Annotated in this window: 11 protein-coding genes; 3 read left to right on the forward strand and 8 right to left on the reverse strand. The window is 69.7% G+C overall.

The genetic code is table 11. The annotated features are described in order from the left end of the window. Positions 1-70 precede the first annotated feature (70 nt). Positions 71-1,261, forward strand: coding sequence for a 2-methylaconitate cis-trans isomerase PrpF (prpF, locus tag A2G96_RS12255; RefSeq protein ID WP_062799517.1), 1,191 nt, complete (start codon positions 71-73; stop codon positions 1,259-1,261). Positions 1,262-1,555: 294 nt separating this feature from the next. After that, positions 1,556-2,689 carry an asparaginase gene (locus A2G96_RS12260; RefSeq protein ID WP_062799519.1) on the forward strand — a complete coding sequence of 378 codons (1,134 nt, stop codon included), beginning with the start codon at positions 1,556-1,558 and terminating at the stop codon, positions 2,687-2,689. Positions 2,690-2,796: 107 nt separating this feature from the next. Here A2G96_RS12260 and A2G96_RS12265 read toward each other — a convergent pair whose 3' ends face one another. The 5 genes from A2G96_RS12265 to A2G96_RS12285 form a co-directional block, all read right to left on the reverse strand. Further along, on the reverse strand, positions 2,797-3,768 hold the full coding sequence (locus A2G96_RS12265) for a TIGR03885 family FMN-dependent LLM class oxidoreductase (protein ID WP_062799521.1): 972 nt from the start codon (positions 3,766-3,768) through the stop codon (positions 2,797-2,799). Between the two features lie 33 nt (positions 3,769-3,801). Then, on the reverse strand, positions 3,802-4,173 hold the full coding sequence (locus tag A2G96_RS12270; protein WP_062799523.1) for a sensory rhodopsin transducer: 372 nt from the start codon (positions 4,171-4,173) through the stop codon (positions 3,802-3,804). 39 nt (positions 4,174-4,212) lie between these two features. Beyond that, positions 4,213-5,835, reverse strand: coding sequence for an alpha-amylase family protein (locus A2G96_RS12275; protein WP_062799526.1), 1,623 nt, complete (start codon positions 5,833-5,835; stop codon positions 4,213-4,215). Beyond that, positions 5,832-7,412, reverse strand: coding sequence for an alpha-amylase family glycosyl hydrolase (locus tag A2G96_RS12280; RefSeq protein WP_062799528.1), 1,581 nt, complete (start codon positions 7,410-7,412; stop codon positions 5,832-5,834). Before A2G96_RS12280 ends, A2G96_RS12275 begins: the two co-directional genes overlap by 4 nt. Positions 7,413-7,686: 274 nt before the next feature. Beyond that, positions 7,687-8,172: a PaaI family thioesterase gene (locus tag A2G96_RS12285; RefSeq protein WP_062799531.1), complete on the reverse strand. Its 486-nt coding sequence runs from the start codon at positions 8,170-8,172 to the stop codon at positions 7,687-7,689. Between the two features lie 210 nt (positions 8,173-8,382). Between A2G96_RS12285 and A2G96_RS12290 the strand changes: the two genes are divergently transcribed. Continuing rightward, entirely contained in the window at positions 8,383-8,634 is a 252-nt protein-coding gene (locus A2G96_RS12290) for a DUF1289 domain-containing protein (protein WP_062799533.1), read from the forward strand. Positions 8,635-8,656: 22 nt separating this feature from the next. Here the strand turns inward: A2G96_RS12290 and A2G96_RS12295 are convergent, their stop codons facing one another. From A2G96_RS12295 to A2G96_RS12305, 3 genes are all read right to left on the reverse strand, one after another. Continuing rightward, positions 8,657-9,385 (reverse strand): MOSC domain-containing protein, encoded by a 729-nt coding sequence (locus tag A2G96_RS12295; RefSeq protein ID WP_062799534.1) that lies wholly within the window; start codon positions 9,383-9,385, stop codon positions 8,657-8,659. After that, positions 9,382-10,089: a glutamine amidotransferase gene (locus A2G96_RS12300; protein WP_062799536.1), complete on the reverse strand. Its 708-nt coding sequence runs from the start codon at positions 10,087-10,089 to the stop codon at positions 9,382-9,384. The genes A2G96_RS12295 and A2G96_RS12300 overlap by 4 nt, the downstream gene beginning before the upstream one ends. 130 nt (positions 10,090-10,219) lie before the next feature. After that, positions 10,220-12,679 (reverse strand): penicillin acylase family protein, encoded by a 2,460-nt coding sequence (locus A2G96_RS12305; RefSeq protein ID WP_062799538.1) that lies wholly within the window; start codon positions 12,677-12,679, stop codon positions 10,220-10,222. Positions 12,680-12,696: the final 17 nt, after the last annotated feature.

Genomic DNA, 12,696 nt, shown 5'->3' on the forward strand with positions numbered 1-12,696 from the left:
GCTTTGCTTCCCCGCAAATGGATTCCTAAGCTGTCACCAGGCCCCAGGCCTAACCACGACATTCATTCCCATGGCCCACCTACCCCAGATCAAGATCCCCGCCACCTACATCCGTGGCGGCACCAGCAAGGGCGTGTTCTTCCGCCTGCAAGACCTGCCCGAGCGCGCCCGGGTGCCCGGCCCCGCGCGCGACGCGCTGCTGCTGCGCGTGATCGGCAGCCCCGATCCCTATGGCAAGCAAATCGACGGCATGGGTGCAGCCACCTCCAGCACCAGCAAGACCGTGATCGTGTCCAAGAGCACGCGTCCGGACCACGATGTCGACTACCTGTTCGGCCAGGTCTCGATCGACCAGCCCTTTGTCGACTGGAGCGGCAACTGCGGCAACCTGTCGGCCGCGGTCGGCCCGTTCGCCATCAGCGCCGGCCTGGTCGACCCGGGCCGCATCCCGCAAAACGGCGTGGCCGTGGTGCGCATCTGGCAGGCCAATATCGGCAAGACCATCATCGGCCATGTGCCCATCACCAACGGTGAAGTGCAGGAAACCGGCGATTTCGAACTGGACGGCGTGACCTTCCCCGCCGCCGAAGTCCAGCTCGAGTTCATGGACCCGGCCGCAGAGGAAGAAGGCGCCGGCGGCGCGATGTTCCCGACCGGCAATGTCGTCGACGACCTGGAGGTGCCGGGAGTCGGCACGCTCAAGGCGACCATGATCAATGCCGGCATCCCGACCATCTTCGTCAATGCGGAGAGCATCGGCTACACCGGCACCGAGCTGCAGGACGCCATCAACAGCGACACCAGGGCGCTGGCGATGTTCGAAACCATCCGTGCCTACGGCGCGCTGCGCATGGGCCTGATCAAGAACGTCGACGAGGCGGCCAAGCGCCAGCACACGCCCAAGGTCGCCTTCGTGGCCAGGCCGGTGGACTACACCGCCTCCAGCGGCAAGCAGGTGGCCGCGGCCGACGTCGACCTGCTGGTGCGCGCGCTGTCGATGGGCAAGCTGCACCACGCCATGATGGGCACGGCGGCGGTGGCGATCGGCACTGCCGCCGCCATCCCCGGCACGCTGGTCAACCTGGCCGCCGGCGGCGGCGAACGCAATGCGGTCCGCTTCGGGCATCCGTCCGGCACGCTGCGCGTCGGCGCCGAGGCGCAGCTGGTCGATGGCGAATGGGTGGTCAAAAAGGCCATCATGAGCCGCAGCGCGCGGGTGCTGATGGAAGGCTGGGTGCGCGTGCCGGGCGACGCGTTCTGAGCCGGTTGCCAGCGAAAACGCCGGCGCCGGCGACGCTCGTCCAGCCCGGCGATGTATGCGCCTGAAGTTATGGCGCAGGCGGTTTTATGCCGAATCGGCATAACCCTTGCGCCGCCCTTCCACCGCGAATTTCTCCTCACGTATAGTCTCTGCCGCTGCCTGAACCGGACCCTGCACCACAGGCCCGGCCGCGGGCAGCCACCGACTGAACACGGACGGCACCATTCCACCCATAAGGTATGTCGTGCCGCTTCCAGTACGGGCCACACGTTCGTATAGATACCGAGGAGAACCATGAAATATTCCGCCCGCGTCACCACGCTGGCCGCTGCCCTGCTGTCGGCGAGCCTGATCACCGGCGCCGCCCACGCGCAGCTCGCGCCCGCGGCCCAGCCTGCCGCTACTGCTGCCACTGCTGCCACGGCCCCGGCCGAAGCGCGCAAGGCCAACATCGTCATCATCGGCACCGGCGGCACCATTGCCGGCGCCGGCGCGGCGGCGACCAACACCGCCGCCTACCAGTCCGCCGTGGTCCCGGTCGACAAGATCATCGCCTCGGTGCCGGAGATCTCCAAGGTCGCCAACGTCAAGGGCGAGCAGATCTTCCAGATCGGCTCGGAAAGCTTCAACAACGAACGCCTGCTCAAGCTCGCCAAGCGCGTGTCGGAACTGCTCAAGCAGCCCGACGTCGATGGCATCGTGATCACGCACGGCACCGACACCATCGAGGAAACCGCGTACTTCCTCAACCTGACGCTGAAGAGCGACAAACCGGTGGTGGTGGTCGGCTCGATGCGCCCGGGCACCGCGCTGGGTGCCGACGGCGCGCTGAACCTCTATGACGCCGTGCTGGTCGCCTCCAATCCGGCGTCCAAAGGCAAGGGCACGCTGGCAGTGCTGAACGACGAGATCCACACCGGCCGCGACGTCTCCAAGACCAACACCTTCAAGACCGAGACCTTCCGCTCGCCGTTCGGCCCGCTGGGCTACGTGGTCGAAGGCCGCACCCTGTTCTACCGCCTGCCGGCGCGTCCGCACACGCTGCAGACGCAGTGGGACATCGACAAGATCGACAAGCTGCCCGAGGTGGCGGTGGTCTATGCCTATGGCAACGCCAACCCGGCCGCGGTCGAGGCGGCGGTGAAGAGCGGCGCCAAGGCCATCATCTACGCCGCCACCGGCAACGGCAGCGTCGGCGACTACATGGTCGAGTCGCTCAAGGCCGCGCGCGCCAAGGGCGTGCACATCGTGCGCGCGTCGCGCACCGGCAGCGGCGTGGTGGTGCGCAACGCCGAGCAGCCGGACGACAAGTACGACTGGATCGTCACCGACGACCAGCTGCCGCAGAAGGCGCGCATCCTGATGGCGCTAGCGCTGACGCAGACCAACGACAGCAAGGCGCTGCAGCAGGTGTTCTGGAAGTACTGATGGCGCTGCCGGGCGTTGGCGGCGGGCTCGCCGCCCGTCGCCCGTCCCTGCCCCTCTCCCGCAAGCGGAGAGGGGCGCCGTGCCTCGGTCAAGCACAACGCCCCTGTTCACTGCGCCAGCTGGCCCAGCACCGTACCGCCGAAGGCCTCGATAAACGCCTGCTGGTTGACCCCAACGTTGTGCAGGAACAGCGCATCGACCCCCATCCGCAAATCTTCCGCGAGCCACGCCGCATGCCGCCCCAGGTCCGATGAGATCCGCACTGCGCGATCCATGTCGGCCAGCGTCACCCCCGCCGCGCGCGCCTCGAAATCCGCCGGCATCGCCAGCTCGGCCGCATCGGCACTGTCCAGCAGGTTGGTACGCCACTGGGCATGCGCCAGCGCGCGCGCTGCTTCGTCGCCGGCCTGCGGATCCGCATAGGCCAGCTTGACCTGCACATAGACCGGCCTGGCGCTGCCCGCGGCATCGCGGAAGGCCTCGATGCGGGCGCGCATCGCCGCGCGCTCGCCCGACACCGTGACCAGCCCGTCCGCCCAGCCGCCGGCCCAGCGCGCAGTGGCTTCGGTCAGCGCCGCGCAGAACACCGGCGGGGGCGAGGCCGGCAGCGAGTACAGCCGGGCGCGCTCGACCGTGACCGCGCCGCGGTGGCTGACTTCCTCGCCGCGCCACAGTGCGCGCATGATCTCCACCGACTCGCGCAGCATGGCGTTGCGCCGCGGCTTGGACGGCCACGCGCGCCCGGTGATGTGTTCGTTCAGCGCCTCGCCGCTGCCCACCGCCAGCCAGAAGCGCTCAGGGAACAGCACGCATAGCGTCGCGGCTGCCTGCGCGATGACGGCCGGATGGTAGCGCCCGAACGGGCACGTGACCACGCCCGTGGGGAGCGCTGCCTGCGCCATGACGGCGCCGAGCCAGGTCCAGGCGTGGCCGCTCTGCCCCTGCGCCTCGCTCCACGGATGGAAGTGGTCCGACGCGCTCAGCGCGCCGAAGCCCGCATCGCGCGCCAGCACCGCCAGGCGCAGCAGGTGGTCCGGCGCGAACTGTTCGTGCGAAGCGTGGTAGCCGATCAGCGCCATGGCGGCTCCCCGGTGCGGATGCTCGCGTACGGCTCAGCCCGCATACGCCACCGTCGTCATCAGGGCCAGCGCCGGCTGGCGCGAATCGAGCCGCGTGTGCTGCACCACCACCGGCCTGTCCGCCTCGATCACGCAGGCGTAGTCTGTCGCCAGCGGCACCGGCTCCGGATCGCGCAGGTCGTTGAAGCGCAGATGCAGCGTGCGGCGGGCCGGCACGGTCACGCGGTACGGCCCGGCCGGCTCGCGCTCGGCAAAGAACAGCGTCAGCGTGACGTGGGCCGGCAGGTCGCCGGTGTTGAGCAGGCATGCGGTTTCGTGGCTGGCCAGCTCGCGGCTTTCGTCGCCGCGCGGGCGCGGCAGGTAGCCTTCGGCAATTACCCAGCGTCTTTGTCCGATCGCTTCCATCGTCCCTCTCCCTCCATGGCCGTTTGCCCCGGGTGCTGCTCAGCGGTCCTCGCAACGGCGCATCCAGCGATAGCCGTAGCCGCCCAGCGCAAAGCACGCAGCCCCAGGCGGACTCGGGGCGTAGCCGCGGTCGGCGAACACGTCGCACAGCGCCACGCCGGACAACTCGCCGATGCGGCATTCGACCGCCTCGGCGCCGAGGTTGACCAGCGTCACCGTGGTGCGGCCGTCAAGCGCATAGCGCAGCGCCAGCACCGCCCGGCAGTCGGTCGCGAGAATCGACCAGCGGCCATAGCCGATCTCCGGCATGCCCACCCGGGTGCGCAGCATGCGGCCCACCCGCGCCAGCAGCGAATCGGGCTGCAGCAGCTGCGCGTTGACATTGGTGGTGGCAAAACGCAGCGGCCCGTCGCGGATCACCGGCACCTGCAGCGCATCGGGGGCGGCGGTCGAGAAGCCGCCGTTCTCTTCATCCGACCACTGCATGGCCGTGCGCACCGCGTGCCGTTCTTCCAGCGACAGGTCCTCGCCCATGCCGATCTCCTCGCCATAGCGCAGGATCGGCGTGCCCGGCAACGAAAACAGCAGGGCCTGCACCTGGGCGATGCGCTGCACGTCGCCGTCCAGCATCGGCGGCAGGCGGCGGCGGATGCCGCGGTTGTAGATGCGCATGCGCGCCTCCGGGGCGAAGCAGCGCATCACCTCGTCGCGTTCGGCCTCGCTCAGGCGCTCCAGGTCGAGCTCGTCGTGGTTGCGCACCCACACCGCGTACTGCGCCAGCGCCGGCGGCGCGGGCTGCTCGCGCAGCGCGCGCTCGATCGGCTCGGCCTGGCGGCGCGCCAGCGCCAGGAACAGGTGGTTGTTGAGCCAGAAGTTCGACAGCATGGTCAGCCGGTGCCCGTCGCCGAAGTAATGCGCATACTGCTGCGGCGGCACGTCGACTTCGCCCAGCAGCACCGCGTCGGCGCGGCGCAGCGAGGCATGCCGGCGCAACTCGTCCATCAGCCAGAAGCCGTCGCCGCCATCGGGCGCGGCCCGCGCCAGCTCGATCATGTGCGAGGCGGCATCGACGCGGAAGCCCGAGACCCCGAGCCGCAGCCAGAACGACATGATGTCCTCGATCTCGCGCCGCACCGCGGGATTGGCCAAGTTCAGGTCGGGCTCGTGCCGGTAGAACACGTGGCGGTAGTACTGGCCGGCAGCATCGTCCCAGGTCCAGACATCGTCCTCGACAGTCGGGAAGATCGGCTTGGCCGCGGTCTGCTCCGGCTGGTCGGCCCATACGTAGTAGTCGCGGTATGGCGAATCGCGGTCCTTGCGCGCCGCCAGGAACCACGGATGCTGGTCCGAAGTATGTTGCGCCACCAGGTCGATCACCACGCGGATGCCCAGTTCCTCGGCCTTTTCCAGCAGCTTGACCACATCCTCCAAGGTGCCGAAGCGCGCATCGACATTGATATGGTCGACCACGTCATAGCCGCCATCGCGCATCGGCGAACGATAGAACGGCGAAATCCACAGGCAGGTGATGCCGAGCCCGCGCAAGTACGGCAAGCGCGCCGTCAGGCCGGGTATATCGCCCCAGCCATCGCCGTTACTGTCCTGGTAGACGCTGACGTCGACCTGGTAGACGATCGCGTTGCGATACCACAGTGCATTCATGAGGCGGCCTCCACGGGTTGCAGCAGCAGCGCCTGGTCGGACAGCAGTTCGCCGGCAAAGCGGCGCGGCACCGGCACGCCATCGCTGTCGGCCAGCACCTGCCACTGCCCTGCGAGCGCCAGCGTCTGCCGCTGCGCGGAAAAATTGATGCAGGCCACGCGCACGTCGTCGCCATGCCTGCGGCGATAGGCGAGCACCTCCGGCGGCGACGGCAGCTCTTCCCAGCTGCCGCGGCGCAGCGCCGGGCTGGCGCGCCGCTGTGCGATCAGGGCGCGGTACAGGTGCAGGATCGAATCGGCCCGCGCCCTCTGCGTGGCCACCGACAGCTCACCCGCATCGGGCGGAAACGGCAGCCACGGGCGCGCGCCGTCCCAGCCATGCGGCGGCGCCTGCAACCACGGCAGCGGTGCGCGCGAGCCGTCGCGGCCGCCGGGATCGACGCGCTCGTGCGGCAACGTCACGCAGTCCTGCAGGCCGAGCTCTTCGCCCTGGAACAGGAACGGGGTGCCGCGCAGCGTCAGCAGCATCAGCGCCGCGGCGCGGGCGCGGCACAGCGAGCCGCCGTAGCGGGTACGGTGACGCTCGTTGTCATGGTTGGACAGCACCCAGGTCGGCCACGCCTGGGCCGGCTGCAGAAGCGCATCGACCTCGCGGATGCAGGTGCGGAACACCACCGGGTCCCACGGGGCGTCCAGCGGCGGAAAGTTGAACGACAGGTGCAGCTCGTCGCCGGCGCCGTAGTACTGCACCACGGTCGCGGTCGAGCGGATGTTGACCTCGCCCACCAGCACGCGGTGGCCCGGGTAGCTGTCCACCAGCCGCCGGATGCCACGCAAGACTTCGTGGCTGTAGGGATCGTCGTTGAAGTGCGCCAGCGGCTCGCCGGCCAGGCAACGCGGGTGGTCGGCGAAGCTCGGATCCTTGCCGACGCAATGCGCCACGTCGATGCGGAAGCCGTCCACGCCGCGGTCCAGCCAGAAGCGCAGCACGCCATGCATGGCCGCCACCACCTCCGGGTTGCGCCAGTTCAGGTCCGGCTGCTGCGGCAGGAACAGGTGAAGATAGTATTGCCCGGAATGCGCATCCCAGGTCCAGGCGCTGCCGGCGCCGATCGCGGCGCGCCAGTCGTTGGGCTGGTCGCGCCAGATGTACCAGTCGCGCTTCGGATGGTCGCGCGCGCTGCGCGAGGCCACGAACCAGGGGTGCTGGTCGGAGGTATGGTTGGGGACGAAGTCCAGCAGCACGCGCAGCCCGCGCGCATGTGCGGCGTCGAGCAGCGCCTGCATGTCGGCCAGCGTGCCAAACAGCGGGTCGATATCGCAGTAATCGCTGATGTCATAGCCGGCATCGGCCATCGGCGAGCGGAACACCGGCGACAGCCAGATAGTGTCCGCGCCGAGCCAGCAGACATGGTCCAGCCGCGCGGCAATGCCGCGCAGGTCGCCCACCCCATCGCCGTTGCCGTCGGCAAAGGAACGCGGATAGATCTGGTAGACGATCGCATCCTGCCACCACGGCGGCTCGTCGGCCACGGCAGGCAGCGGGTTTTCCGAAACGGGCGTGCGGTCTTCAGCCATAGCGCAGGGTCCGGGCGGGTATGGCCTGCCTGACACGCAATGTCTGTGCCGAATGCTCCGGCGCAGCGCATCGACGCAGCCGGCCGGCAGGCTATGCAAAAAGCACCCGGCCCACCACGCGCCTGGCTGTAAAACCTTCCCGCGCTCGCCCTGCAAGCTCAAGCGCGCTTTGCGCCATGCGGTGTGTTACCGAGCATGGCGGTTAATTGCGTTAATGAAGGCGGAAGCACGCCGGGGCCGGCTTGCGGCCCGCACATGTCACCGGCGCCAGTTATCAGAACATCGCACTGCTCATCAGCGCCTTGGCGACCAGCATGCCCGGTTCGTCCTGCTGGTTTGCTCCGGCGGAGTCGGCATACACCGCCACCTCGGTCACCACCTGGCGCCGGCCACGGCGCACTACCTCGGCAACGGCACGCAGCGCAACGCCCTGCGCGGCAGCCAGGTACTGCACCGAGAGCGAGCTGGTGGCCCCGCCCTTCACCTCGTCAGCACGGGCGCCGGAAGCGGCCGCGGCGGCGCCGGCGATATCGATCAGCGTCGCGATCACGCCGCCGTGGACAGTGCTGCCATGGGTCACATTGGTGGGCAGGTACGGCATGAACAGCTCGACATGATCGGGCGCGAGCTGGTCGAGCCGCACGCCGAGCGCGCGCGCCACCGGCGACGCCATCAGCACGCTATCGACCATGGCGCGCATGCGCGGGTCGACCGCAGCAGTGCCGTCGGTACCGGGCTGGTGGAGTATGGCTTGCAGCATGGCGGCTCCCTGGTCTGGCTTTGCATGCCATGAGCGTAGAAGCCGGCGAACGCTGCCTCAATGACGTCGCAGGTAATCGGTGCGCGGCAGTGAGGCTGGATTGCCGATGCGTTCCGGCCCTGTGGCCGGCATGGCGGTTCGGTGGAACCGGGCGCCTCAGGCCGTATAATGTGCTCCCGCTTCACCGCCCCTTGCCTCTCTGCCCCGACGATGCCGCAGCCGCCCGAATCCCACGCCGTCCACGCCGAACCGGACCCGGGCACCACGGACGCCGCGCTGTCCGAGCGCCCCGACAGCCCCTGCATCGGCATCTGCTCGACGCTGTTCGACGAGGTGTGCCAGGGCTGCGGCCGCACCGCGGCCGAGGTCAGCAACTGGGTATTTTTCAGCGACGAGGAAAAGCGGCGGGTGTGGGAACGCATCACGCGTGAAGGCACCGGCAAGCGTTTCCGCCAGGGGTGAGCCGCGCTCGCCCGCAGCGGGGTCATTCCCCGGACAGGCGCCGCTCCATCGCTTCGACTTCGCGCCGTTCCAGCCGCTGCCGTGCCAGCTTGCGCCAGCTCTCGGCCAGCGGCACCAGCGCGGCCATTTCCTCCAGCGCGGCATAGTCGAGCCGGTCGACATACAGGACCTGCAGCAGACGCTGCAGCGACCAGCCGGGACAGGGCCGCGCCACCAGCTCCAGCATATCGCCCGCGGCCACGTCGCCGGTTTCCAGCACGCGGTAGTACCAGCCCGTGCGCAGGCTCTGCTGCACGGCGCGCGACATGCCCGCATAGCCGAAGCGGTGATTGAGCTTCCAGCACGGCTGGCGCGCCTGCGACACCTCGACCAGCGCCGTGCCCAGCCGGAAGCGGTCGCCGATGCAGACGTCGGCCTCGGTCAGGCCCGTGGTGCTCAGGTTCTCGCCGAAGGCGCCAGGCGTGTCGAGGATGCCGTCGGCCCCGTCGGCTGACGCGCCCTGTTCCCGCAGCGTCAGGCGCCACGCCGGGTAGTGGTCGAAGGCATAGTGGTGCAGCGCCTTTTCCGGGCCGCCGTGGTGGCGCGGATCGCCCTGCCCGTCGCCTTCAAGCCCGGTCGCGGTCACGCGCAGGCGCGCGCGCGTTGCGGCCTTGGCAATGCCGCTGGGTACGCCCTTGGGTCCGAACGGGCGCACGGCGCCGGTCAGCACCGCAGCGAGCGGCACGCGCAGGGGAGTTACGTACTGGCTCATAGTCCGGCCTGCTCCAGCCAGCGCGCGAACATGCGCTCTCCCGCCGCCGCGACGCTGGCGCCGACTTGCGCGGTGCGCGCGCGGATGGTGCGGGGATCGATGCCGGCCTTGCCCAGTTCGACGGTATGGCCGATCAGCCAGGCCTCGATATCGCGTGGCATGACCTCGGGGTGGAACTGCAGCGCCAGCACCTGGTTGCCAATGGCATAGGCCTGGTTCGGTACCGCCGCGGTCGAGGCCAGCAGCTGCGCGCCGGCGGGCAGGTCGAAGGTGTCGCCGTGCCAGTGCAGGACTTCCCATTGCGCCGCGGCCAGCTCGGCCAGCGCCGAATCGTGTCCGGCCGGCGTCGGCGTGACCGGTGCCCAGCCGATCTCGCGCGGGCCGGGGTAGACCCTGGCGCCGGCGGCGCGCGCGATCAGCTGCGCGCCAAGGCAGACGCCGATCAGCTTGCCGCCGGCGGCCAGGCGCTCGCGGATCAGCGCGATTTCCGCCTCCAGCCACGGATAGGCGTCGGTCTCGTAGACCCCGATGGGGCCGCCGAGCACCAGCAGCAGGTCGGCCGGCTCGCTGGCGATGGGGCCAAGGTCGTCGACGCCGGCCTGGAACACCCGCAGCGTGTGCCCGCGCGCGCGCAGGGCGTTGCCGATCACGCCCGCGTGCTCGAAGGCGACGTGCTGGATCACATGGGTGGTACGCGTTGTCATCAGGGGCTCCTGCCGGGATTGAGGGAGAGAAAGGCCCTCATGTTAGCGCCTGGCGCCAACTCCCGGCAGACGACCCGGGCATGACCTCGCCAGTTTGAGAACCTTCCCGGCGAGACATGCGTGGTCCGCGCTATTTTGTCGCAGGCGCCAGCACCAGCGCGCCTGCCGCGCCCTGCTGACCGTGGGCTGCCGCCGGCGGCATGGTGATGTACTCCACCGCCGCCCACTTGCCGATCCAGTCGCGGTAGCGCGGCAGCAGCGCATTGCCGGACTGCCCGGTGGAGTCCATGAAGCGCGACGCCGCCAGGTCGGACAGATCGTAGAGCGCGCGCACGCTGGCCGCATGGGTGTTCTCGAACGGCGCCTTGTCGTCGCGCAGGTTGTGCCGGCCGACGTTGACCGTGTAGGTGTCGCCGCCGGTCGGCACGCGCAGGCTGAACAACGGCGCCAGGTAGCCGACCTTGCCGAACGGCCGGTGCTCGAGCCGCGCCGCGTGGGCCTCGCCCCAGCGCCAGCGCGCGGGATCGTCGCCATAGCGGCGCGACAGGTCCGCCATGGCCTGGCTCCAGGCGTCGGCCACGGCATCGTCGCAGCTCTCGGCCGGGCCGGTATGGGGCCGGTCGCACCAGAACGCGCCCAGCTTGCGCGGATCGTGCAGGATGTTGAGCATGGGCTGCTGCACGTTGCGCTGGTCCCACAGGCGCACGAAGATCGCCTCGCCGGTCTTCTCCTCGAACAGCCGGCGCGAGAGCTCGCGCAGCCATGCGGTCACCACCAGCGGCTCGGCGCGCGCGGGGTCCATGGTGCCGTCCCACTGGCGCAAGGCCTGCAGCAAGGCGCGTTCGCGCGCCGGACGCGCGGCGTCATTGCTGACCGGCGCGGCCAGCAGCAGCGGCAGGACATCGCGCACCGCCAGCGAGACCACGTCCTTCTGGATCGCGGCGAAGCTGTCGAAGCTGTGCTTCGGCGTGGCCGCGAGCAGCGTGCGGATGCGGTCGAAGCGATACGGCACCGTCCATTCGCTGGTGATGAAGTACGGATAGTCGGGCGCGACGATGCGCTGGTTGGCCGTCACGATCACGCCCCCGGCGGGGTTGTACTGGTGCGGCAGCGCCTCGAACGGGATAAAGCCGGTCCAGTCGTAGCGCGCATCCCAGCCCGGGGCGGGCGCCAGGCCCTTGAGGTCGTTGTCGGCGCGGCGCAGCGGCACGCGGCCCGGCGCGTAGAAGCCGATATTGCCGTCGACGTCGGCATAGACGATGTTCTGCTGCGGCGAGTGGAAGTCGCGCAGTGCGTCGGTGAAAGTGTTCCAGTCGCGCGCCTGGTTCAGCCGCAGCCCCGCCACGAAGGTGCGGTCGTCCGGGCGCAGTGCGGTCCACTGGAACGCCACCACGTATTGCGCGCCCAGCGGCGCGGCGGCGCTGGCAAGCGATTCGGCCACGTCGGAAATCACCGGCCCGTGGCGCGTGCTGCGGACTTTCAGCGTCACGTCGGCGGCGCCCTTGACGCGGATGGTCTCGGTGCGGGTCTCGAACACGGCCCAGCCCTGCGGCGTCTGGTACTGGGTGTCGTTGCCCGGTCGCACGCGCTCGAGATACAGGTCTTGCACGTCGGGCGCGGTATTGGTCAGGCCCCAGGCGATGCGGTCGTTGTGGCCCAGCACCACCAGCGGCATGCCGGGCAGCGTCGCGCCGGCCACCTCCAGCCCGGGCGCGCTCAGGCGCGCGAAGTACCACAGCGCAGGCGCCTGCAGCCCCAGATGCGGATCGTTGGCCAGCATCGGCTTGCCCGACTGCGTGTGCGCGCCCGACACCACCCAGTTGTTCGAGCCCATGCCCTCGACATAGCCCGGCGGCGCCTTGTCGGCGACGCTGGCCATCGCGCTCGCCAGCGGCGCCAGCTGCCGGTACAGATGGCCATAGTCCATGGTGCGTACCGGCTGCTCGCCCGGATACGGCGCCAGCAGTTCGCTGATGCGGGCCACCGGCAGCACCTGCGCCAGCCGCATGCGCAGCGTCTCCTGGACCCAGTTGCCGCCCAGGTCCCATGCCATCATGGTCTGCCAGCCCAGTGTGTCGGCCGGTTCCCAGCGCTCGGGCCGGGTGCGCAGCAGCAGGAACTCCGGCGGCAGCGGGCCCTTGCGCTGGTCGATCCATGCGTTGACGCCGTCGGCATAGGCCTGCAGCGCCGCGCGCGCCTCGGGCGACGCCTGCGCGAAGATGGCCTCGGCGTTGCGCCGCACGCCCAGCGTGCGCAGGAACTTGTCGTTATCGAGAGCGGACGGGCCAAGGATTTCCGCGAGCCGCCCCGCGATGATGCGCTTGTTCATCTGCATCTGCCACAGCCGGTCCTGCGCGTGCACGTAGCCCAGCGCGAACCACGCGTCCGCCTTGCTGGCGGCGCGGATATGCGGCACGCCATGGCTGTCGCGGACCACCGTGACCGCATCGCGCAACCCCGCCAGCACCTCGTTGCCCGACACCGGCGGCTGTGCCGCGTGGCGATACCAGACCAACGCGCCGGCTGCGGCGGCCACTGCAAGCCCCAGCAGCACTACCAGCCACCTGGCCAGCCGACCGATCCCGCGCATCGTTGCCCCCCCTTTTG

Source organism: Cupriavidus nantongensis (assembly GCF_001598055.1).
Lineage (GTDB): Bacteria > Pseudomonadota > Gammaproteobacteria > Burkholderiales > Burkholderiaceae > Cupriavidus > Cupriavidus nantongensis.